The organism is Nocardioides sp. Soil_C_8, from assembly GCF_057656315.1.
This window is the reverse complement of record NZ_JBDGKQ010000001.1, coordinates 927,319-950,173: the sequence shown is the minus strand read 5'-3', so window position 1 is coordinate 950,173 and position 22,855 is coordinate 927,319. Positions and strand designations below refer to the sequence as shown.

General features: G+C 70.7%; 21 protein-coding genes. 16 read left to right on the top strand and 5 right to left on the bottom strand.

Going from position 1 to position 22,855, the window contains the following annotated elements; all coding sequences use genetic code 11:
• Positions 1-49 precede the first annotated feature (49 nt).
• The 5 genes from AC3A3L_RS04645 to AC3A3L_RS04625 all read left to right on the top strand — a co-directional run bounded on the left by AC3A3L_RS04645 (position 50) and on the right by AC3A3L_RS04625 (position 7,299).
• Positions 50-1,039, top strand: a complete 990-nt coding sequence (locus AC3A3L_RS04645; protein ID WP_487638855.1) for an ABC transporter substrate-binding protein — start codon at positions 50-52, stop codon at positions 1,037-1,039.
• A 117-nt stretch (positions 1,040-1,156) separates the two neighbouring features.
• The gene (locus AC3A3L_RS04640) at positions 1,157-2,890 is read left to right on the top strand and encodes a BCCT family transporter (protein ID WP_487638854.1); all 1,734 of its coding nucleotides are present in this window, start codon (positions 1,157-1,159) and stop codon (positions 2,888-2,890) included.
• Between the two features lie 139 nt (positions 2,891-3,029).
• Positions 3,030-5,555: a GcvT family protein gene (locus AC3A3L_RS04635; RefSeq protein ID WP_487638853.1), complete on the top strand. Its 2,526-nt coding sequence runs from the start codon at positions 3,030-3,032 to the stop codon at positions 5,553-5,555.
• Complete coding sequence (locus tag AC3A3L_RS04630) at positions 5,552-6,322, top strand: electron transfer flavoprotein subunit beta/FixA family protein (protein ID WP_487638852.1); 771 nt, start codon at positions 5,552-5,554, stop codon at positions 6,320-6,322. The genes AC3A3L_RS04635 and AC3A3L_RS04630 overlap by 4 nt, the downstream gene beginning before the upstream one ends.
• Positions 6,319-7,299 (top strand): electron transfer flavoprotein subunit alpha/FixB family protein, encoded by a 981-nt coding sequence (locus AC3A3L_RS04625; RefSeq protein WP_487638851.1) that lies wholly within the window; start codon positions 6,319-6,321, stop codon positions 7,297-7,299. The genes AC3A3L_RS04630 and AC3A3L_RS04625 overlap by 4 nt, the downstream gene beginning before the upstream one ends.
• Positions 7,300-7,353: 54 nt before the next feature.
• Here AC3A3L_RS04625 and AC3A3L_RS04620 read toward each other — a convergent pair whose 3' ends face one another.
• The 5 genes from AC3A3L_RS04620 to AC3A3L_RS04600 form a co-directional block, all read right to left on the bottom strand.
• Positions 7,354-7,572, bottom strand: a complete 219-nt coding sequence (locus AC3A3L_RS04620) for a hypothetical protein (RefSeq protein WP_487638850.1) — start codon at positions 7,570-7,572, stop codon at positions 7,354-7,356.
• 16 nt (positions 7,573-7,588) lie between these two features.
• Entirely contained in the window at positions 7,589-7,780 is a 192-nt protein-coding gene (locus AC3A3L_RS04615; RefSeq protein ID WP_487638849.1) for a hypothetical protein, read from the bottom strand.
• Positions 7,781-7,875: 95 nt separating this feature from the next.
• Complete coding sequence (locus AC3A3L_RS04610; protein WP_487638848.1) at positions 7,876-8,526, bottom strand: Crp/Fnr family transcriptional regulator; 651 nt, start codon at positions 8,524-8,526, stop codon at positions 7,876-7,878.
• 36 nt (positions 8,527-8,562) lie between these two features.
• On the bottom strand, positions 8,563-8,949 hold the full coding sequence (locus tag AC3A3L_RS04605) for a response regulator (RefSeq protein ID WP_487638847.1): 387 nt from the start codon (positions 8,947-8,949) through the stop codon (positions 8,563-8,565).
• A 4-nt stretch (positions 8,950-8,953) separates the two neighbouring features.
• On the bottom strand, positions 8,954-11,215 hold the full coding sequence (locus AC3A3L_RS04600) for a GAF domain-containing protein (protein WP_487638846.1): 2,262 nt from the start codon (positions 11,213-11,215) through the stop codon (positions 8,954-8,956).
• Positions 11,216-11,470: 255 nt separating this feature from the next.
• Here AC3A3L_RS04600 and AC3A3L_RS04595 point away from each other — a divergent pair, with 255 nt between their 5' ends.
• The 11 genes from AC3A3L_RS04595 to AC3A3L_RS04545 are packed head-to-tail and all read left to right on the top strand — an operon-like array spanning position 11,471 to position 22,809.
• Positions 11,471-12,427, top strand: coding sequence for an ABC transporter ATP-binding protein (locus tag AC3A3L_RS04595; protein ID WP_487638845.1), 957 nt, complete (start codon positions 11,471-11,473; stop codon positions 12,425-12,427).
• A 6-nt stretch (positions 12,428-12,433) separates the two neighbouring features.
• Complete coding sequence (locus AC3A3L_RS04590) at positions 12,434-13,219, top strand: MlaE family ABC transporter permease (RefSeq protein WP_487638844.1); 786 nt, start codon at positions 12,434-12,436, stop codon at positions 13,217-13,219.
• On the top strand, positions 13,216-14,046 hold the full coding sequence (locus AC3A3L_RS04585) for an MlaE family ABC transporter permease (protein WP_487638843.1): 831 nt from the start codon (positions 13,216-13,218) through the stop codon (positions 14,044-14,046). The genes AC3A3L_RS04590 and AC3A3L_RS04585 overlap by 4 nt, the downstream gene beginning before the upstream one ends.
• Positions 14,047-14,053: 7 nt before the next feature.
• Positions 14,054-15,328, top strand: coding sequence for an MCE family protein (locus AC3A3L_RS04580; protein ID WP_487638842.1), 1,275 nt, complete (start codon positions 14,054-14,056; stop codon positions 15,326-15,328).
• Positions 15,325-16,362 carry an MCE family protein gene (locus AC3A3L_RS04575; protein ID WP_487638841.1) on the top strand — a complete coding sequence of 346 codons (1,038 nt, stop codon included), beginning with the start codon at positions 15,325-15,327 and terminating at the stop codon, positions 16,360-16,362. The genes AC3A3L_RS04580 and AC3A3L_RS04575 overlap by 4 nt, the downstream gene beginning before the upstream one ends.
• The gene (locus tag AC3A3L_RS04570; protein ID WP_487638840.1) at positions 16,359-17,321 is read left to right on the top strand and encodes an MCE family protein; all 963 of its coding nucleotides are present in this window, start codon (positions 16,359-16,361) and stop codon (positions 17,319-17,321) included. Before AC3A3L_RS04575 ends, AC3A3L_RS04570 begins: the two co-directional genes overlap by 4 nt.
• Positions 17,322-17,324: 3 nt before the next feature.
• Positions 17,325-18,497: an MCE family protein gene (locus AC3A3L_RS04565; RefSeq protein ID WP_487638839.1), complete on the top strand. Its 1,173-nt coding sequence runs from the start codon at positions 17,325-17,327 to the stop codon at positions 18,495-18,497.
• Positions 18,494-19,945, top strand: coding sequence for an MCE family protein (locus tag AC3A3L_RS04560; RefSeq protein ID WP_487638838.1), 1,452 nt, complete (start codon positions 18,494-18,496; stop codon positions 19,943-19,945). Before AC3A3L_RS04565 ends, AC3A3L_RS04560 begins: the two co-directional genes overlap by 4 nt.
• A complete protein-coding gene (locus AC3A3L_RS04555; RefSeq protein WP_487638837.1) occupies positions 19,942-21,255 on the top strand; it encodes an MCE family protein in 1,314 nt (437 codons plus the stop codon). The genes AC3A3L_RS04560 and AC3A3L_RS04555 overlap by 4 nt, the downstream gene beginning before the upstream one ends.
• A 58-nt stretch (positions 21,256-21,313) precedes the next feature.
• Positions 21,314-21,988 (top strand): hypothetical protein, encoded by a 675-nt coding sequence (locus AC3A3L_RS04550; RefSeq protein ID WP_487638836.1) that lies wholly within the window; start codon positions 21,314-21,316, stop codon positions 21,986-21,988.
• Positions 21,985-22,809, top strand: a complete 825-nt coding sequence (locus AC3A3L_RS04545; RefSeq protein WP_487638835.1) for a J domain-containing protein — start codon at positions 21,985-21,987, stop codon at positions 22,807-22,809. The genes AC3A3L_RS04550 and AC3A3L_RS04545 overlap by 4 nt, the downstream gene beginning before the upstream one ends.
• The last annotated feature ends 46 nt before the right edge of the window (positions 22,810-22,855 follow it).

Here is a 22,855-nt window from a genome sequence, read left to right as displayed (position 1 = left end):
GGAGGCCACCAACGCCATGTGCGACCAACCACCAGATGAGGAGACCCACATGAGAACTCCCCGCAGCCGGGGTGCGCGAATCGGGGCAGTAGCCGCCGTCGCCACGCTGGCCCTGTCCGCCTGTGGCGGCGGATCGATCGACGAGCAGACCCAAGCCAACGAGGAGCAGGCCGCCGAGTCCGGTGGCGAGTGCGGCGACCTCAACATGGCGGTGAACCCGTGGGTCGGCTACGAGGCCAGCGCCTACGTCGTCGGCACGGTCGCCGAGCAGGAGCTCGGCTGCAACGTCGAGTACAAGGAGCTCAAGGAAGACGTCTCCTGGCAGGGCTTCGGCACCGGCGAGGTCGACGTCGTCATCGAGGACTGGGGCCACCCCGACCTCGAGAAGAAGTTCTTCGCCGACCAGGGCGACGGCACCGCGACGGACTTCGGCCCCCAGGGCAACGTCGGCATCATCGGCTGGTTCGTCCCGCCGTGGCTCGCCGAGGAGCACCCGGACATCCTCGACTGGGAGAACCTCAACAAGTACGCCCAGGAGTTCGCGACGTCGGAGTCCGGCGGCCAGGGCCAGTTCCTCGGAGCCGACCCCTCGTACGTGCAGTTCGACGAGGCGATCGTGAGCAACCTCGACCTGGACTTCAAGGTCGTCTTCTCCGGCTCCGAGGCCGCCTCCATCGAGGCGTTCCGCAAGGCCCAGGAGAACAAGGAGTGGGTCATCGGGTACTGGTACGAGCCGCAGTACTTCAATGCCGAGGTGCCGATGCAGCGCGTCGCCCTGCCGCCGTACGAAGAGGGCTGCCAGGACGACCCGCAGACGGTCGCGTGCGACTACCCGGAGACCGAGCTGAAGAAGATCGTCAGCACCGAGTGGTCGGAGGGCGACTCGACCGCGGTCGACCTGGTCCAGAACTTCACGTGGACCAACGAGGACCAGAACGTCGTGGCGGGCTACATCGCCTCCGACGGCATGTCGCCGGAGGACGCCGCGGCAAAGTGGATCGACGAGAACCAGGACAAGGTGGACGCCTGGCTCGGCTGACGCCGGGCGAGACCCTATCCCGGGCGACCCTTGACACCCGCCCGGGGGAGGGTCATCGTACGTCTGTTGCAAGTCACGCACTAGGTTGCGCAAGACGCAACCGGATGGGTAGGCGGCATGGCGCTCAAGGAACCCGTCGGAGAAGCCCTGATACCTCCGCACAAGCAGGGGCAGGACCTGTCGCTCGACAAGGTGACGTTCGGTGTGGCGGCCGCGCTGGCGATCGCCTTCCTCCTGTGGGGGACCCTCGACTCGGAGGGGATGGGCACGACCACCGGCGAGCTGCTCGGCTGGCTGGAGACCACGTTCGGCTGGCTGTTCATCCTGGTCAGCGCGTCGTTCCTGCTGTTCTCGGGCTACCTCGCGGTGACCCGCTACGGCAACATCAAGCTGGGCCCCGACGACTCCGAGCCGGAGTTCTCGACGTTCTCGTGGGTCTCGATGATGTTCGCGACGGGCATGGGGATCGGCCTGATGTTCTGGGGCGTCGCCGAGCCGCTCACCTACCTCACCGCGACCGACGCGTCGAGCATCCCGCCGGGCCGGGGTGACCCGTCGACCCCGGACAGCGCACGGGTGGCGATGGAGTACGCGTTCTTCCACTGGGGCTTCCACCCGTGGGCCATGTACGCCGTGATCGGGCTCGCCATCGGGTACTTCGCCTACCGCAAGAACACCGGCAACCTCGTCTCCGGGGCGTTCGGGCCCCTCCTGGGGCGCCGTGCGACGGAAGGCCCAGGCAAGGCCATCGACGTGATCGCGATCTTCGCGACGCTGTTCGGCTCCGCCACCTCCCTCGGCCTGGGCGCCCTGCAGATCACCGGCGGCCTCGACGACGTGTTCGCGACCGGCGACTCGAAGTGGCTGACGGTGGCGGTGATCGCCGTGCTGACCTTCTGCTTCGTGGCCTCCGCCGTGACCGGCATCGAGAAGGGCGTGCAGTACCTCTCCAACGCCAATGCGATCGCCGCCCTGCTCCTCGTCTTCTTCCTGTTCGTCGTCGGCCCGACGGTCTTCATCCTCAGCACCTTCACCGAGTCCCTCGGTGGCTACCTCACGCACCTGCCGACGATGGCGTTCCGGACCGGCGCCTTCGGTGGCAGCGAGTTCCTCGACGCCTGGACGATCTTCTACTGGGCGTGGTGGATCTCCTGGACCCCCTTCGTGGGCATGTTCATCGCTCGCATCTCCAAGGGCCGCACGATCCGGCAGTTCGTCGTCTACGTGATCCTGGTGCCGAGCGTGGTGTCGTTCGTCTGGTTCTCGATCCTGGCCGGCTCGGCGTTCGACCTGCAGCTCTCCGGCGCCAAGGACCTCGGCGCCGTGCTCGCGGACGAGGGCACCGAGAGCGCCTTGTTCGCCACGCTGCGGGAGTACCCGCTCTCGAGCATCACGGTCGTGCTGGCGGTGTTCCTCGTCGCCATCTTCTTCATCACCGGCGCCGACTCGGCCTCGATCGTCATGGGCATGCTGAGCCAGCACGGCGAGGAGCACCCGATGCGCTGGCTGGTGATCTTCTGGGGCGTCGCCCAGGGCGCGGTGGCCGCGGTGCTGCTGTTCTCCGGGGGCCTCGGCGCGCTGCAGACCCTGGTGATCATCGTGGCCGGACCGTTCATGCTGGTGATCTGCGCCATGTGCGTGTCGCTCATGAAGGCGCTGCGCCAGGAGCCCTACGAGTCGACGCTCCCCTCGAGGGTGCGCAAGGCCGTGCTGCACGCCCAGAAGTACGACTCGGTGGAGAACCAGTCGGTCGCCCTGACCGCCCTCGGCGCCGACCCGGAGGAGGTCACCAGCACGCCCCCGGGAGACGAGACGTCCTCAACCGCTGGCCGGCGCCCCGAGGGCTCGTAGCACGACCGTCCGCCGTCGCCCCGAGCACCTTGACAGTGCTCCGGGGCGACGGCGTACATTTCTGAAATCGCGCAAGACGCAACAAGTTGCACGATGCGCAACACGTAGTGACACCGTCGTCCCGTCCTAGGAGCCCGCCATGGCAGACGTCCCCACGACCGCGAACGTCGTCGTGATCGGTGCCGGCATCGTCGGCAACAGCCTCGTGCACCACCTCACCAGGCTCGGGTGGACCGACGTCGTGCAGATCGACAAGGGCCCCCTGCCCAACCCGGGTGGGTCGACGGGCCACGCGTCCAACTTCATCTTCACCGTCGACCACTCCCGCGAGATCACCGACCTGACCCTCGACTCGGTCGCGCAGTACAAGGAGATGGACGTCTTCACGCAGTCGGGGGGCTTCGAGATCGCCCGCACCGAGGAGCGCATGGAGGAGCTGCGCCGCCGCATGTCGAGCGCGAAGGCCTGGGGGATCGAGGCCGAGCTCGTCAGCCCCGCCTTCGTGAAGGAGAAGGTGCCCTTCATCGAGGAGGACCAGTTCATCGGCGCCTTCTGGACGCCCGGGGTCGGGGTCGTCGACTCCCTGCGTGCCGGCACCGTCATGCGGGAGCGCGGTCTCGCCACCGGCGAGCTGACCGTCGTCCCGACCGTCGAGGTGACCGGCCTCGACACGACCGAGGGCCCGAACGGACGGCGCCGGATCACGCGGGTGCGGACGACCGGCGGGGACATCGAGACCAGCGTCGTGGTCATCGCCGCGGGCGTGTGGAGCCCCAAGCTCGGCGACATGGCCGGCATCAGCATCCCGCTGACGCCCGCCGTGCACCAGATGATCAGCGTCGGGCCCTGCCCGCAGCTGGCGGAGAAGGAGGGGGAGATCTCCTTCCCGATCGTCCGCGACATGGACACCTTCTGCTACGAGCGCCAGCACGGGGCCGACATGGAGGTCGGCTCCTACGCCCACCGCGCGATCCTCCACGAGCCCGAGGACATCCCCTCGATCGAGCAGGCCAAGCTGTCGCCGACCGAGATGCCCTTCACCTCCGACGACTTCGACCCCCAGCTCGAGCAGGCCTACGAGCTGATGCCCGAGCTGCTGGGCGCGGAGGGCGCCGAGATGCGCTACGCCATCAACGGCCTGCTCTCGCTGACCTGCGACGGCAACCCGATCCTGGGCGAGAGCGAGGTCGCCGGGCTCTGGACCGCCGCCGCGGTGTGGATCAAGGAGGGTCCGGGCGTCGGGCGCGCGGTGGCCGAGTGGATGACCCACGGCCACTCCGAGATCGACCTGCACCACAGCGACATCGCGCGCTTCCACGAGCACCAGAAGCGTCGCGAGCACACCCGGCTGCGCACCACGGAGTCGTTCATCAAGACCTACGGCATCGTGCACCCGGGCGAGCAGTACGAGTCCGACCGTGACCAGCGGCTCTCCCCGATGCACGACTCCCAGGAGAAGCTGGGCGCGGTGTTCTTCGAGACGGCCGGCTGGGAGCGCCCGTTCTGGTACGAGACCAATGCGTCCCTGCTCGAGGCGTACGGCGACGCGGTGATGCCGCGCGAGCACGAGTGGGACTCCCGCTGGTGGAGCCCGATCATCAACGCCGAGCACCTGCGGATGCGCGAGGCGGCCGCGGTGATCGACCTGTCGGCGTTCTGCATCTTCGACATCGAGGGGCCCGAGGCGCTCGACGTGGTGCAGCGGACCTGTGTCGCGCAGTGCGACGTCGCGGTCGGGAAGGTGATCTACACGCCCGTCCTGGACGCGAAGGGCGGCTTCCGCTCCGACCTGACCGTGATGCGGCTCGGCGACGACCACTTCCGGGTCGTCACCGGCGGAGCCCACGGCATGGCCGACCGGGCCTGGTTCTCGGGGCACCTGCCCGAGACGGGCTCGACCACGCTCACCGACCTCACCGACGACGTGTCCACCATCGGCATCTGGGGGCCGCGCGCACGCGACATCGTCTCCTCGCTGACCTCCGCCGACGTCTCCGACGCCGAATTCGGGTTCCTCACCTGCCGGGAGGTCGAGCTCGCGGGCACGTCCGTCCTCGCCTCGCGCATCTCCTACGTCGGCGAGCTGGGCTGGGAGCTCTACGTCCCGATGGAGCACGCGGCCGGGCTGTGGGACGCGCTCCTCGAGGCAGGCGCGCCGCACGGCGCGGTGCCCGCCGGCATCGGGGTCTACGGCACGACGGGGCGCATCGAGAAGGGCTACCGGGCCTACGGCGCCGAGCTCGACAGCGAGCGCACGATCGTCGAGGCCGGCATGCAGCGGCCCAAGGTCAAGGCGGCCGACTTCGTGGGCAAGGAGGCCTACCTGGCCCAGCGCGAGTCCGCTCCGCAGACGGTGCTGTGCACGCTGACCGTCGACGACCACACCTCGGCGTCCGGGACGAAGCGCTACATGCTCGGCGGCGAGCCGATCCTGACCCGCGACGGCGGCACGCTCACCGACGGCCACGGTCACCATCCCTACGTCACGAGCGCCGGGTCGGCCCCGTCCCTCGGCAAGCACGTGCTGCTCGCCTACCTGCCGCCCGACCAGGCCGTCATCGGCAACGAGCTCGCCGTGTCCTACATGGAGGAGCTCTACCCGGTCACCGTCGGGTCCGTCGACGCCACCCCGCTCCTCGACCCGACCAACGAGCGCATCCGATGACGAACCCCCTGGTGTGCGTGAAGCGCGTCGTCGACGCGACGAGCGAGGTCGTCCTCACCGAGGACGAGCAGGGCGTCGACGGCCGCTACGCCGGCTTCACGACGAGCGCCCACGAGGAGTGCGCGGTCGAGCTCGCGGTCCGCATCGCCGCCGACGGAGGTGCGGCGACGGTCATGACGCTCGGGGACGGCGACGCCGTGGAGCAGCTCCGGGCGGCCCTCGCCGTCGGCTGCACCGCGGCCACCCACGTGGTGGCCGAGGCGCAGGCGTTCGGCCCGGCCGACGTCGCCCGCGAGATCGCGGCCGTGGTCCGCGACCACGAGGCCGCCGGCACGCCCCACGAGCTCGTGCTGCTGGGCAACGACGCCGCCGACTCGGGCGACTTCCAGGTCGGCATCCGCCTGGCCTACGAGCTCGGCTGGCCGGTCGTCAACGGGGTCAGCACGGTCACGGTCGCCGACGGCGAGGTGACGGCGAGCGGGGCCGGGCCCGACGGCCACGAGACCTTCCGCCTGCCCCTTCCTGCCGTGGTCACGGTCCTCGAGGGCGGGGTCGAGCCCCGCTACCCGAGCGTCCCGGGCCGGATGAAGGCCAAGAAGGCGCCGATCGAGGAGCGCCGGCCCACCGCCGACCCGGTCGGACCGTCGCGCGTCCGGCTGGTCCTGCCGCCTCCCTCCCCGTCGTCCGTCCAGGTCCTCGGCAAGGGCCCCGAGGCCGCGCCCGCCGTCGTCGACCTCTTCGAGCAGCTGGGGGTGCTGGCCCGATGATCGTGGTCCTGGTCGAGGTGACGCCGGCAGGGGAGGTCGTCGAGACCTCCCTCGAGGCGATGACGTTCGCGCGCGAGCTGTCCGCCGCCGGGGGCGGTGTGCCCGTCGACAGCGTTGTCGTCGGACACCCCGACGACGCGCTCGTCAGCACGCTGGCGTCGTACGGCGCCCGCCGCGTGCACGCGCTCACCGGTCCGGCCTACGACTCGTTCTCCGGCGCCGCATGGGCTGCCGGCCTGATGGCCGTGCGCGAGCAGGCGGGGGCGGTCGTCGTCACCGCTGCCGGCACCGCGCGAGGCAACGAGGTCCTCGCCCACGTCGCCGCGCGATCCGGGGTGCCGATGGCCGCCAACGTGGTGTCGTTCGGCAGCCTGTCGCCCTTCACGGTCACCCGCCAGGTGGTGGGCGGGGCCGCGCTGGAGGAGATGAGCCTGGCCCAGCGCCCGGCGGTCTTCAGCCTCGCCGGTCACGCGGTGGAGGCGACGCCGGCCGCGGCGCCCGGTGCCGGCGAGCTGGTGGTGGAGACCCCGGAGGTGGCCGAGGCCGACCTCGTGGCCCGGGTCGTCTCCACCGAGGAGCCTGAGCCCGACCTCTCCGGCACCCTGAAGTCGGCCCGCGTCGTGGTCGGCGCCGGTCGCGGTGCCGGCTCGGCGGAGGGCTTCGACGACCTCCTCGAGCTCGTCGACCTCCTCGACGCCTCGCTCGGGGTCTCCCGCGTGGTGACCTCCCTGGGCTGGCGGCCCCACCACGAGCAGGTGGGCCAGACCGGCAGCCGGATCTCGCCCGACCTCTACATCCCGTGCGGCATCAGCGGCGCGATCCAGCACTGGGCCGGGTGCAGCAGCGCCAAGGCCATCCTGGCCATCAACACCGATCCCGACGCGCCGATGGTCACCAAGGCCACCCACGCCGTCATCGGCGATCTCCACGAGATCATCCCGGCGGTCAATGCCGAGATCCGCCGCCGCCGCGCGTGAGGGCCCCCTCGTCGAGGTCATCGAGCGGTGCGGTGCGCCGTACCCGGACCTCGGTCATTCCGGAAGGTGCTGGTCAGCAGCCTCGCGGAGGGCTGCGGCGCACTGGCGGTGGACGACCACGGTGACGGGAGTGGGTTCCCAGTAGTGCACGCGTGCCGCCTCCCGGCTGGCGGCGTCGTCCTCGTGCTGGGCCAGACGGAGCAGCTCCTGACGCAGGGCGTCGTGGAGGAGGTCGGGCCGGACGGTGGCCCGGCCGCGGGAGCGGATGTTCATGGTCGACTCCGTGCGGTCAGCCGTATGCGTGCGAGAGGTGGACGAGCCTCCAGAGGCGGGAGCGCGGGCCGGCGGACCCGGTCGCGGCGCCGCCCGCGCTGCGTGGCTCGGACTGCCCGGTCCTGCGGACGAGGCGGCAGTGGTCCGCCTCGCGGACGCGGTCGGCGATGATGGCTCGGCTGAGGGCTTCGGCCTCGTAGGGGTACATGACGGGCTCCTTCGGTGGGATCTGTGTGGTGATCCCGATCCTGAGCCGCCGCGAGGGAAAGTTCTGTTCGCCCGGAGACACTCCTGGCAGGTCGCTCAGGTACCGCGTCGGCGCAGCTCCGCCGGGTCGAGGACCTCGATCCGCGAACGGCTCAGGCGGACCACGTCGCGGTCCGCGAGCCGCCGCAGGACCTGGTTGACCGGCGGCCGCGTCGCACCCACCAGGTCCGCGAGCTGGGCCTGGCTGAGGGGGATGGTGACGGCGCCGTTGCCCTCGCCGTAGGCGTCTGCGAGATCCAGGAGGCGGCGGTGGACCCGGCGGTCCAGGCTCTCGTACATCGTCTCGAGGAGTCGTCGGCTGAGGAGGTCGATCCGGTCGGCCAGGAGCATGGCCACGACCCTCTCGATGCCCGGGTTGCGCTCGCAGAGCCGGTCGAAGGCCGTTCCCGCCACCGCGAGTGTCCGGCTCGGTTCCAGTGCCGTGACCGTCGCCGTGCGACGTCTGTCGGCGCGCAGCAGCGCGAGCTCTCCGAAGTAGTCCCCAGGCGAGAGGACCGTGAAGGTCGCGGCGGCACCCGACGCCAGCGTGCCGCGCACGGCCAGGTGGCCGCGTTCGACCAGGTGGAGCGAGTCCGCCGGGTCGCCCTCGTGGCAGAGGACCTCGTCGCGCGCGAACGTGCGGCGGTGGGCGAGGGCGAGGAACGCCTCCCGGTCCTCGGCTCGCAGGGGTTCGAGCAGCCGCCACACGGTGTCAATGACGCCGGGTGCGTCGGTCGTCGGGGGTCATCGCACCTCTCCGAGGCCGAGGAAGTCCTCCACCTGTTGGGGCAGGGCCCGCACGCTGATCGGCTTCTCGACATAGCCGTCGAACCCGGAGGCGAGCGCCCGCTCGCGGTCGTCGTCCATGGCGAAGGCGGTGACGGCCACGACCGGCACGGAGCGGGTGCTCTCGGCTTCCCGGAGCCGCCGCAGCGCCTCCGCGCCGTCGATGCCGGGCAGGTGCAGGTCCATCAGGACGAGGTCGGGAGCGACCTGTGCGGCGAGGCGCACTCCCTCCTCGCCCGTGGTCGCCTCGACGACCTCGTAGCCGTAGTGGGTCAGCACGTCCCGGACGAGCTTGAGGTTCTTGGGGTTGTCCTCGACGACGAGGACCCGCCTGCCGGTGGTCACGTCCTCACTCCTCTCCTGCCACGTGGGAACCCGTGTGGACGGAGGGCACGACCTCCGCAAGGGCGTCGAGCAGTGCGCTGCGGCCGACCGGCTTCACGAGGTAGGCCGCAGCCCCCAGCGCGGCGCCGCGCTGCCGCTCGTCCACGATCGACACCACGATCACGGGGATGTCGCGGGTCTCGGGGTCCTGCTTGAGGGTGGTCAGGACCGCCCAGCCGTCCATGCCCGGCAGCCTGATGTCGAGCAGCACCGCGCTCGGCCGGTTCCGGCGCACCGCCTCGAGCCCGGCCGCCCCGTCGCGTGCGGTGATGACCCGCACCGAGGCGCCGTCGAGGAAGGCCGTGAAGAGGTCGAGCGAGGGCCGGTCGTCCTCGATCACGACGACCTCGCACATCCCGGAGGTCGGCACCGGAGCGGCGGCGTCGTCGCTGGTGCGCGACGGGAGCGTGAAGCCGAAGGTGCTGCCGACGCCCACCTCGCTCTCCAGCCACATCCGGCCGCCGAGCAGCTCGACGATGCGGCGCGACAGGGTCAGCCCGAGTCCGGTGCCCTCCTCGCGTGAGGCACCCCGTCCGCCCTGCTGGAAGGACTCGAAGATGCGCTCACGGTCCGCCTCCGGGATGCCGACCCCGGTGTCGGTCACCGTGACCTCGATGTCGACCGGCGTGCGCCGTGCCCGCACCGCCACCGAACCACCGTCGCCGGTGAACTTGACGGCGTTCGTCACGAGGTTGAGCACGACCTGCTTGAGCCGCAGCTGGTCGGAGTATGCATGGACCAGGCCCGGCTCCACGTCCACGGTGAGGTCGATCTCGTGCGCGGTCGCCCGCTCGCGGAGCATGGCCACCGCCTCCTCCAGGAGCACGCGCAGCTCGAACGCGGAGTAGTCGATCTCCATCCGCCCGGCTTCGACCTTCGACAGGTCGAGGATCTCGTTCAGCAGCTCGAGCAGGTGCTTCCCCGAGCCGTGGATGTCGCGCAGGTACTCCTCCTGTCGTTCGTTGATGTCGCCGAACATGCGCTCGAGCAGCACCTCCGAGAAGCCGAGCACCGCGTTGAGCGGGGTGCGCAGCTCGTGCGACATGCTCGCCAGGAACTCCGACTTGTGCCGGCTCGCCAGCTCCAGGGCCAGGCTCTGCTCCTTCAGCTCCCGGAAGAGCTGCGCGTTCAGCAGCGCGAGTGCCGACTGGCTGGCGAAGGTCTCCAGGAGGTCGACCACCTCCGGGGAGAAGTCGCCGGTGCGCTTGCGCCGCACGATCAACGAGCCGACGATCGTGTCCTCGCGGAGCAGGGGGACGGCGACGAGGGAGGACCACCCGGCGCGGTGCAGGATCTCCAGGTGCGGGTCGAGCTCGACGGCCGCGAGGTCGGGGACGACGATCGGGCGCCGCTCCAGCGCGGCTCTCCCGACGAGCGTCGTGTCGAGGTCGATCCTCACGGAGCGCAGCTGCTCGACGACCTCGGGAGCCGTGCGGTGGACGCTGCGCACGACGAACCGACGGTCGCGCTCGGCGTACTCCATGATCGAGCCACCGTCGGTGCCGGACAGTGCGACCGCGTGCTCGGCGATCGTGTCGAGGACGTCCTCGAGGTCGAGGGTGGAGCTGACCGCCTCGCCGACCGCGCGGAGCGCCTCGAGCTCGTCGACCTTGCGGGCCAGCTCCGCTCCCCGCATCTCGAGCTGCTGGACCAGCCCGACGCCGTTGACGGCGATGGCCGCCTGGACGGCGAACGCGCTGACGATGCCCATCTCACGGTCGTCGAACGGGCGGACCTCGTTGCGCCACACGTTGAGGGCGCCGACGACCGCGTCGTCGACGATCAGCGGAGCGGTGACCACGGTGCGGAAGCCCGCCGACCTCTGCAGGTCGTGGCGGCCGTAGTCCGGGTCGGCCAGCACGTCGGGGATCTGGAGCGTCCTCCGCTCCAGGCCGACGCGTCCGGTGAGTGTCTCGCGGTCCATGGAGATCGGGTGCTCGGTCAGCACCCGCCGGGACGCCTCGGACAGCCCGACCGTCGCCATGAGGCGAAAGGTGTCGCCCTGCAGCAGGTACAGGTGCGCGGCCTCCGACCGGCACAGCCTGCGCGCGTTCTCGACGATCGTGGTGAGCACCGCGTCCGGATCGGCGGTCGAGCGGCCCATCGCCTCGAGGACCTCGGACGTCGCGCCGAACTGGTCAGCCAGGGCGTCGTAGTCCCGGCGGAGCCGCTCGTGCTCCGCGGCGCTGACTGGTCCCTGGTCCGGGAACGGTGCAGGTTCGGCCACAGGAGGTCCTCCCCGCGGTCGGGCACCCCTCGACCGCACCGACCAGTCTCCACCCGCCTCAGCAGGGTCGGCAACCACCGGTATGGAGGGCTGGCTGCGTCACCCGGGCTGCACACGCCCCTGGCCTGTGAACCCGCTCGAGGCCGTCTCGTACCCGCCCGTAACCTCTCGCGTCCTCCCGCGTTGGACCCCCAGTAGCAGCGCTGGGCGGGAGGCCCGGCGCGGTGGCGAGCCAGACGACAGGGAGGGTGGAGCATGGGTGTCGAGATCCAGGTCGACGACCTCACCAAGTCCTTCGGCAAGCAGCTCATCTGGGGCGACGTCACGCTCACCGTCCCGGCCGGCGAGATCTGCGTGATGCTCGGGCCGTCGGGCACCGGCAAGTCGGTGTTCCTCAAGACGCTCATCGGCCTGCTCAAGCCCGACAAGGGCTCGATCATCATCGAGGGCACCGACATCGCGAGCTGCTCCGAGCGCGAGCTCTACGAGATCCGCAAGCTCTTCGGGGTGCTGTTCCAGGACGGCGCCATGTTCGGCTCGATGAACCTCTACGACAACGTCGCCTTCCCGCTGCGCGAGCACACGCGGAAGTCGGAGTCGGAGGTCCGCGACATCGTCATGGAGAAGATGGACCTCGTCGGTCTCCTCGGTGCCGAGGACAAGCTGCCCGGCGAGATCTCCGGCGGGATGCGCAAGCGTGCCGGCCTGGCCCGCGCCCTGGTCCTCGACCCGGAGATCGTGCTGTTCGACGAGCCGGACTCGGGTCTCGACCCCGTGCGCACGGCCTTCCTCAACCAGCTGATCGTCGACCTCAACGCGCAGATCGACGCCACCTTCCTGATCGTCACCCACGACATCAACACCGCGCGCACGGTGCCCGACAACATCGGACTGCTCTACCACCGCCACCTGGCCATGTTCGGCCCGCGCGAGCAGCTGCTCAGCTCCGAGGAGCCGGTGGTGCGCCAGTTCCTCAACGCCCAGCGGGTGGGCCCGATCGGCATGTCGGAGGAGAAGGACGCCGACGAGCTCGCCGCCGAGGCCGGGCGGGAGCTGCCGCCGCTGCCGCCCATCCCGCTCCAGCTCGACCCGTCCAACGGCATCCCGCGCCGCGGCCAGCGTCCGGCGGGGGAGTGGTGCCGGGAGAACGGCGTGACCCCGCCGCCGGGATCCTTCGAGTCCAGCAACGCCGGCCTGGCCCCGGGGGTCTGAGCCGCCATGTCCACGTCGACGTCCTCGCGCGCCCTCGCACCGATCGGTGTCGCCGGCAACCTGTTCGCCTTCGCCCTCGACGTCTTCCGCGGGCTGTTCCGGCGACCCTTCCAGCTGCGCGAGTTCATCCAGCAGGCGTGGTTCATCGCCTCGGTCACCATCGTCCCGACCGCCCTCGTCGCGATCCCGTTCGGCGCCGTCATCGCGCTGCAGGTCGGCGGGCTGATCAAGCAGTTCGGCGCGCAGTCGTTCACCGGCTCGGCCTCGGTGCTCGCGGTCATCCAGCAGGCGGCCCCCATCGGCACAGCGCTGCTGATCGCCGGCGCCGGCGGCTCCGCGATCGCGGCCGACCTGGGCGCGCGCAAGATCCGCGAGGAGCTCGACGCGATGATGGTGCTGGGCATCGACCCGATCCAGCGCCTCGTCGTGCCCCGCGTGCTCGCGTGCATGCTCGTGGCGTTCTTCCTCAACGGCATGGTGAGCGTCGTCGGCGTGAGCGGCGGCTACGTCTTCAACGTCATCCTCCAGGACGGCACTCCCGGGGCGTACCTGGCGAGCTTCACGGCGCTGGCGCAGCTGCCGGACCTGTGGATCGGGCTGGTCAAGGCGCTCGTGTTCGGCCTGATCGCCGCGGTCGTGGCGTCCTACAAGGGGATGAACGCCAAGGGCGGGCCCAAGGGCGTCGGCGACGCCGTCAACGAGTCCGTGGTGATCACGTTCCTGCTGCTCTTCGTGGCCAACTTCGTCCTCAGCATGATCTACCTGCAGGTCGTGCCCCCGAAGGGCGGATGACGATGCCCCTCCGCGACGTGTACGCCAAGCCCCTCGCCTCCCTCGACGGCCTCGGCGGCCAGCTCGCCTTCCACCTCAAGGTGCTGCGGGCCGTGCCGCGCTCGATCACCCGCTACCCGCGCGAGATCATGCGGATCCTGGCCGAGGTGACCCTCGGCTCGGGCGCGCTCGCCGTCGTCGGCGGCACCGTCGGCGTGATCATCGGCATGACGTTCTTCACCGGCGCCCAGGTGGGCCTCTCGGGCTACGCCGCGCTCAACCAGCTCGGCACCGCGGCCTTCTCCGGCTTCGTCTCCGCCTACTTCAACACCCGCGAGATCGCGCCGCTCGTCGCCGGCATCGCCCTCGCCGCGACGGTCGGCTGCGGCTTCACCGCCCAGCTGGGCGCCATGCGCATCTCGGAGGAGGTCGACGCCCTCGAGGTGATGGCGATCCCGTCCATGCCGTTCCTCGTCGCCACCCGCGTCGTCGGCGGGCTGATCGCGATCATCCCGCTCTACGTCGTGGGCCTGCTCTCGTCGTACTTCGCGAGCCGGCTCGTGGTGACCCAGATCTACGGGCAGTCCGCGGGCACCTACGACCACTACTTCAACGCGTTCCTGCCGCCGGGCGACGTGCTGTGGTCCTTCGGCAAGGTGCTCGTCTTCGCGGTCACCGTGATCCTGATCCACTGCTACCACGGCTACAACGCCTCCGGCGGTCCCGCCGGCGTCGGCGTCGCCGTGGGGCGCGCCGTGCGGACCAGCATCGTCGCCATCAACGTGCTGGACCTGCTGCTGTCCATGGCGATCTGGGGCGCGGCGACCACCGTGCGGCTGGCCGGGTGATCGGGTGATGAGGACGAAGTCCCTCGGCGTGCTCTTCCTGGCCCTCATGCTCGCGGCGGTGTGGGCGACGTACGGCGTGTTCACGCAGAAGTTCAGCGACTACGACGAGGTCACGGTCAAGGCGTCGAAGATCGGGCTCCAGCTGCCGCAGCGCGCCGACGTCAAGATCAAGGGCGTGATCGTGGGCCAGGTGCTCGGCTACGAGCCCACCGCCGAGGGTGCCGACATCACGCTCGGCCTCTACCAGGACCGCACCACCGAGATCCCGGGGGACGTCACCGCCTCGATCCTGCCCAAGACGCTCTTCGGCGAGAAGTTCGTCTCGCTGGTCGTCCCCGACGGCGGGTCGTCGGCCCAGCCGATCGCCGACGGCGACGTCATCCAGCGCACCGACCTCTCCATCGAGGTCGAGCAGGTGCTCAGCGACCTCTACCCGCTCCTGCGCGCGGTGCAGCCGGCCGACCTCAACACCACCCTCAACGCGGTCGCCACCGCGCTCGAGGGCCGGGGCGAGCAGCTCGGCGAGACGCTCGAGACCCTCGACGACTACCTGACCCGCTTCAACCCCGAGCTTCCCGCCCTCGTCGAGGACCTGCGGCTCACCGCGCGGGTCTCCGACACGTACGCCGACGTGCTGCCCGAGGTGGCCACGATCCTCCGCAACACCATCACCACCACCTCGACGCTGGAGGACCGCGAGGACAAGCTGCAGGCGCTGTTCAACGACGTGACGAGGCTCGCCACCGTCACCGACCGCTTCACCCGCGCCAACGGCGACAACCTCGTCCGCCTCGCCGACCTCGGCGCCGCGCAGCTCGAGGTGTTCGCGCGCTACGCCCCCGGCTACCCCTGCCTGCTCGGCGGCATCGTCGGCGCGGGCAAGCTCCAGGCCGAGGCGTTCCGCGGCTTCACCCTGCACATCGTGCTGGAGACGCTGCCCAACCAGCCGCGCGGCTACGGCCCGCAGGACGCCCCGGTCTACGGCGACAAGCGCGGCTACTACTGCGGCCGGCTGCCGAACCCGCCGTGGTCCCAGAGCAACCCGGTGACCCACCAGCCCGACTTCGTCGACGGTGTCGACGAGTCCACCGGCAAGGGCACCAGCCGCGTCGGCCCCGGCTGGTCCGGCAGCGCCGCCGGTTTCGCGGGCGGCCGCGACGAGTCGGCGCTGCTCAAGGCGCTGCTCGCGCCCGGTCTCGGCGTCAGCACCGACGACGTGCCCGACCTCGGTGTGCTCCTGGTCGGGCCGATGGCGCGCGGGGCGGAGGTGTCGCTGCGATGAGCCGGATCCTCGATGCCAGGACCTCGGTCGACCTGGTCAAGCTGCTCGTCTTCGTCGTCGTGACGTCCCTCGCGACCGCCGTGCTGGTGGTCACCATCGGCAACCTCGACCTCGGGTCGTCGCGCGAGTACCGGGCGGAGTTCACCGACGCGACCGGCGTCAACAAGGGCGACGACATCCGCGTCGCCGGTGTGCGCGTCGGCACGGTCAGCGAGGTGGAGATCGTCGACCGCACCCGCGCCCTCATCACCTTCTCGGTCGACCGCGACACGTCGGTCAACGGCGGCACCAACGCCGCCATCCGCTACCGGAACCTCGTCGGACAGCGCTACATCTCGCTCACGCAAGAGGTGGGCGACACCCGACGCCTCCCGCCCGGCTCGACGATCCCGGTGTCGCGGACGACCCCCGCGCTCGACCTCACGGTCCTCTTCAACGGCTTCAAGCCCCTCTTCGAGGCGCTCTCGCCGGACGACGTCAACCAGCTGTCCTACGAGCTCGTCCAGGTGTTCCAGGGCGAGAGCGGGACGCTCGAGGGACTCCTCGCGCACACCGCGTCGGTCACCTCGACGCTCGCCGACCGCGACCAGGTCATCGGCGACCTCATCGACAACCTGTCGCTGGTGCTCGACCACGTCGCCGACCGCGACAAGCAGCTGACCCGGCTGATCCAGTCCTTCCGCACGCTCGTCGGCGGGCTGAAGAAGGACCGCAACGCCATCCTCGGCTCGCTCGAGGAGGTCTCGACGCTCTCGGTCGAGACCGCGTCCCTCATCGACGGCATCCGCGAGCCCTTCGTGGAGGACATCAAGGAGCTGCGCGCGGTGGCCGGCAACATCGACAAGAACAAGGCCGAGCTCGACCGCGCCATCCAGGTCCTGCCGATCAAGCTGAACAAGATCGGGCGCACCGCGATCTACGGCTCGTTCTTCAACTTCTACCTCTGCGAGTTCCAGGGGCGCGTCAACCTGCCCCGCGACGTCTCGATCCCGGTCAAGTACAACACCGGGTCCGACAGGTGTGATCTCGGATGAGACCTTTCCGCGAGCGCAACCCCGTGGTGGTCGGGGCCGTCAGCCTCGTCGTCCTGGCGCTGACGCTGGTCGCCGCGCTGCGCGCCGACGACCTGCCGGTCATCGGCGGTGGCGACACCTACCACGCGATGTTCACCGAGGCGGGCGGCCTCAAGGTCAACGACGAGGTCCGCATCGCCGGCGTGCGCGTGGGCAAGGTCGACGACATCGAGCTCGCCGGCGACGAGGTGCGGGTCAGCTTCAAGGTGGACAGTGCCGCCGACTTCGGCAGCGACACCCGCGCCGCGATCAAGGTCAAGACGATCCTGGGGGCGATGTTCCTGGCGCTCGAGCCGGCCGGCGGCGGCCGGCTCGACGAGGGAGCCACCATCCCCGCGGCGCGCACCTCCTCGCCGTTCGACGTGGTCGAGGCATTCGAGGGCCTCGCCTCGACCTCCGAGCAGATCGACACCGACCAGCTCGCCGAGTCGCTCACCACGCTCGCCGACCTCACCCGCAACACCCCCGAGGAGTTCCGGGGCGCGCTCGACGGCCTGAGCCGGCTCTCGTCCAACATCGCGGCCAAGGACGAGCAGCTCAACACCCTGCTGGTGAACCTCGAGCGCGTCGCGACGGTCCTCGACGAGCGCGACCAGGACATCATCAAGCTGATGGAGGACAGCGACGTGCTCTTCCGGGCCCTCGTCGCGCGCCGGGAGGCGGTCCACGACCTGCTGGTGTCCAGCACGACGCTCTCGAAGGAGCTCACCCGGCTGATCGACCAGTCGCGCGAGGACCTCAGGCCGGCGCTCGCCCACCTCGAGAACGTCGTCGCGGTCCTCAACAAGAACGAGGACAACCTCGACAGCAGCCTCCGGCTGATGGCGCCGTTCTACCGCGTCTTCGCCAACACCCTCGGCACCGGTCCGTGGTTCGACACCTGGATCTCCAACTTCCCGCCCGTCCCGCAGGTGGGCTGACCCATGGACCTCGTGAAGCGTCTCCTCGTGCCGCTCGTCGTGCTCGGCTTCGTCGTCGCGGCGGCCGTCAGCGTCCTCGGCGGCGACACCTCCAAGACCCTCGTCGCCCACTTCCCCCGCACCATCTCGGTCTACGAGGGGAGCGACGTGCGGGTGCTCGGCGTGCCCGTCGGGACGGTGACGCGCGTCGAGCCGACCGGCACGGACGTGACCGTGACGATGACGTACGACGACGAGGTCAAGCTGCCCGCCGACGCCCGCGCGGTGATCATCGCGCCGTCGGTGGTGGGCGACCGCTACGTCCAGCTGACGCCCGCCTACTCCGGCCGTGGCGAGGTCCTCGCCGACGGCGCGGAGCTGTCCGTCGAGGAGACGGCGGAGCCGCTCGAGCTCGACCAGGTGTACGAGAGCCTCGACCGCCTCAACGTCGCCCTCGGGCCCCGTGGCGCCAACAAGTCCGGTGCCCTCTCCGACCTTCTCTCGGTCACGGCCGACAACTTCGGCGGTCAGGGCTCGACGTTCCGGCAGACGATCAAGGACTACTCCCGCCTCAGCTCCACCCTCGCCGGCAACTCCGACGAGCTCTTCGGCTCGGTGAAGGCGCTCGGCGGCTTCATGGAGACCCTCGCCGACAACGACCGGACGGTGCGCCAGTTCAACCAGTCCCTCGCCGACGTCTCCACGATGCTGTCGGGGGAGCGGCAGGAGCTGGTCGCGGCGACGCAGAACCTGTCGGTGGCGCTCACGGCGGTCAAGGAGTTCGTCGAGGAGAACAAGGGCTCGCTGAGCCGCAACATCGCGGGCGTCAACCGGGTCGCCAAGGTGCTCGTGCGCCAGCGTGCGGCCCTCGACGAGATCCTCCACGTCGCGCCCGGGGCGCTCAACAACCTCGCCCTCACCTACAACCCCCAGGCCGGCACCCTCGACACGCGCGCCAACTTCGGCGAGTCGATCAACCAGCTCGAGATCGACCCGGCCGCGTTCCTGTGCGGCTTCGTCGGGCAGGTCGAGCGCTCGGGCCAGGTCTGCGACCGGATCACGCAGCTGCTCGCCCGGCCCCGCGCCGGTGCCCTCGGCGGCAAGGCCGCGCCGCTGCCGGCCCAGGACGTCTTCGACCCGACCCTCGGTGGCCTGGTCGCACCCGACACGGAGGCCCACACGAAGGAGGAGTGGTGACCCGGTTCAAGGTGCTCGTCCTCGGCGTGCTGGCCACGCTCTTCCTGTCCGCGTGCGACGCCAGCGTCTACTCGCTGCCACTCCCGGGCGGGCCCGATGTCGGTGAGGACCCGATGACGGTCAAGGTGGAGTTCGCCGACGTCCTCGACCTGGTCCCGCAGTCGACGGTCAAGGTCAACGACGTGAGCGTCGGCAAGGTGTCCGCCATCGACCTGGACGGCTACCAGGCCCTCGTCACGCTCGAGGTCCGGCGCGACGTCGACCTGCCCGGCAATGCGGTCGCCGAGCTGCGCCAGACCAGCCTGCTCGGCGAGAAGTTCGTGGAGCTCAGCGCGCCCGACGAGGGCGCGATCGCGTCCCGGCTCGAGGACGGTGCGGTCATCCCGATCGAGCGCGCCGGGCGCAACCCGGAGGTCGAGGAGGTGCTCGGCGCCCTGAGCCTGCTCCTCAACGGGGGCGGCGTCGCGCAGCTCAAGTCGATCACCCAGGAGCTCAACCGGGCCCTCGAGGGCCGCGAGGACTCCGCGCGCTCCGTCCTGCGCAACCTGCGCACGTTCACAGGCCAGCTCGACGACAACAAGGCCGACATCCTGGACGCCATCGAGTCGCTCAACCGGCTCGCGCTCGCGGCCGAGAAGCAGCTGCCCACCATCGACAAGGCGCTGGACGAGCTGCCCAGCGCGCTCGACTCGATCGACCGCCAGCGCGACGACCTGGTCGAGATGCTCGCCGCCCTCGACCGGCTGTCGTCGGTCGCGGTGGACGTGATCACCCGCTCCAAGGGAGCCACCATCACCTCGCTCGAGCGGCTCAACCCGGTGCTGACCCAGCTCGCCGCGTCCGGTGACGACTTCACCAACGCCTTCAACGTCTTCCTCACCTACCCGTTCGTCGACGAGGTCGTCGGCCGGGACCCCCAGGTGGCGCGCAACCTGCACATGGGCGACTACACCAACCTGTCGATCACCCTCGACGTCGACCTGACGGGCATCCCGACGACGATCCCGACCACGCTGCCGACCGAGGCCTGCATCCCGCTGAGCGCCCTGCCGCAGGACGGCCCGCTGCCCGACACGAGCCGGCTGTGCCAGGACGCGATCGAGGCGATCAACGACTGCGTCGAGGGACTGCGGCGGGGTGACGTGTCGGCGTGCATCGGCCTGCCCGGATCGGTCATCAGCGTGGTGTGCAAGCAGTACCCGGTGCCGGGCCTCTGCGGAGGGTCGGGCGACCCCACCGTCCCGCTCCCGACGCCCACGCTCCCGAGCGTCCCGGTCCCGTCGCTGCCGACGATCAGCCTCCCCGGCCTGCCCGGGCTTCCCCGACCCGGTGCGTACCCCACCGGCGCGCCACCCGGCCGCGGGCGCGGGCCGACGATGGGCGAGCTCGCCGAGGTCTACGACCCCGCCCTCGTGAGCCTCCTCGTCCCCGGGATGGTGACGCGATGATCACGCGACGGACCAAGCTGCAGCTGCTCGTCTTCGCCATCATCACGATGGTGGGCGTGAGCTTCGTGGGCGCTCGCTACGCGCGGCTCGACCGCCTCGTCATGGACCGGAGCTACACCGTGGTGGCGCACTTCGCCGACTCGGGCGGAGCCTTCGCCGGAGCAGAGGTGTCCTACCGCGGGGTGCGCGTGGGCGAGGTCGACGAGCTGGTCCTCACCGACGACGGCGTCGACCTCGTGCTCGACATCGACGACGAGCACGCCGACATCCCCGCCGACGCGCACGCGCTGGTCGGCAACAGGTCGGCCGTCGGCGAGCAGTACGTCGAGCTGCAGCCGCAGAGCGACGACGGCCCCTTCCTCCGGGACGGCTCCGAGATCGCGCGCGACCTGACGACCACGCCCATCCAGACCGACACCCTCCTCACCCACCTCGACGAGACGGTCCGCAGCGTCGGCCAGGACGACCTGCGCACCGTGACCTCGGAGCTCGGCCTGGCGTTCAACGGCGCCGGCCAGGACCTGCAGGCCATCCTCGACAGCAGCAGCGAGTTCATCACCGCGGCGGAGCAGAACTTCGACGTCACCGTCGACCTCATCCGCGACAGCAACACCGTCCTCAACGGCCAGATCGACTCCGAGCGCGCCTTCCGCCGCTTCGCGCGGGACCTCTCGACGTTCTCGACCACGGTGGCCGACCACGACCGCGACCTGCGTCGGCTGATCGAGGACGGCTCGCTCGGCGCCAACGAGCTGCGGGTCTTCCTCGAGGACAACGAGGTGGAGCTCGGCGACCTGATCAACAACCTGGTGACCACCGGCGAGGTCGTGGTCAAGCACCTCGACGGCATCGAGCAGCTGCTGGTGATCTACCCCTACGTCGTCGAGGGCGGCTACACCGTGGTGTCGAAGTCGCCCGGCACCGGTCTGTACGACGCCCACTTCGGCATGGTGCTGACGCAGGACCCCAAGGTGTGCCTCGGCGGCTACGAGGGAACCGACCGCCGCTCGCCCCTCGACGGCAGCGACGCCGCCATGAACGAGGGCGCCGGCTGCACCGAGCCCGCCTCGCAGTCCAACGCCCGCGGCGCGCAGAACATCCAGGCGCCCCGCGCGGCCACCGGATGGGGTGCCGCCGACTTCGCCTACGACCCGGAGTCCGGGGCGCTGACGTCCGACCCCGCCGAGATCGAGCGACTCACCGGGCCGCGTGCGGCGGCCCCGCGCACCCTGGGCGAGGACAGCTGGAAGTGGCTCTACCTCGAGCCGCTGCTCGGCGAGCGCGTGACCTCCGGCGCCCGGCGTCGTTGACCCTCCAGACCCCTTGGAGGAGGGGTCGGAGCTCCAGACGCAGGTACAGGGAGGGAACATGTCCGTGCTGACCGAGCTCGCCCGACCGGGCGAGTCCGTCGAGACCGGGACCGACGGGACCGGTCCCATCAGTCCTGACCAGTCGCCGCCGCCACGGTGGAGGAGCATCCTCGCCGTCGCGCTCACGGTCGTGGTCGTGGCCTGCCTCGCCCTGCTCGTCTGGCTGAGCGCCGGTGGGCGCGCGACCCCGGGCGGCGGGCTCGACCACCCCCAGGAGCGCGAGCAGGTGATGAGCCTGACCGACCAGTTCGTGAAGCGGCTCGGCACCTACAGCCCCGACATGCTGGACGACTCCGGGCAGATGCCCGACTACCGCGACCAGGTCCGCGAGGTGATCACCCCCAAGTTCGCCGCCGACTTCGACAAGGAGGTGGCCACGGCCGAGCAGCTGGTCGCGCAGGGCGGCATCACCCGCACCGCCGACGTCTTCGCCACCGCGGTGTCGTCCGTCGACGACGACTCCGCGCGGGTGCTGGTGGCCGGTGCCTTCACCGACAGCTACTCGCGGGGCGAGGGCAAGAAGCAGCAGACCGTCGACCAGGAGCCGTTGCCGTTCCGCTTCACCGTCGACCTGGTGATGATCGAGGGCGAGTGGCTCGTCGACGACTTCACCCCCGTCAGCGCGCCGGCCGAGCCCGGTGCCGCGGGCGCCACCGGAGGGAGCACGCCGTGACCGACGCACCTACCTGGTACGACGTCCTCGACGTCCCTCACGACGCCTCCACCGAGGACGTCCGCGCCGCCTGGAAGGACCGGATCGCCGACCTCGAGCCGGGCGACCGCCGCTTCGACACGCTCAACCGCGCCGCGAAGGTGCTCCTCGACCCGCCCTCGCGCGCGGCGTACGACGAGACCCTCCCCGAGACCTCGCCGGTTGAGGAGGGCGCCCCGGCGCAGCCCCCGCTGGTCGAGGAGGGCGCCCCGGCGCCCGTCGCGAGACCCGACCGGCCCCGACCGGGTCTCGCGACGCGCCTCCGTCGCGTCCGGGCCGAGGACGCCCCAGCGCGGGGCGTCCCGAGCTGGCTCCTCGCCGGGCTGGGCGTGCTTGCGGCCGCCCTCGTGGTCGCGACCGCCTGGACGGGCACCCGCGCCGAGGCAGCCGGTGACGACCCTGCCGTCCGGGCCGCGCAGGTCGCCGCCGAGCGCGCCGTCGTGCCGGTGCTGTCCTACGACTACGAGACGCTGGAGGCCGACCAGCGCGAGGCCCAGGCGCTGATGACCGGTGGCTACCGCGAGGAGTACGACAAGCTCTTCGCCGTCCTCGAGGAGAACGCGCCGCGGACCAAGACCAAGGTGAGCGCCTCGGTCGTCGCCTCCGGGGTGGTGCGGGCCAGCGACGACCGGGTGCAGGTGCTGGTCTTCGTGGACCGGCCCACGACCAACAAGCTCAACGCCGAGCCGGTGGTCTACAAGGACCAGGTGACCGTCTCGATGCAGCGCGTGGACGGCGAGTGGCTGGTCGACGACCTGATCACCTCGCCCACCCAGGGGTAGGGGAGCGGGCGCGCTCCGGACGGCCGGCGGGCAGGCGAAGAAAGGC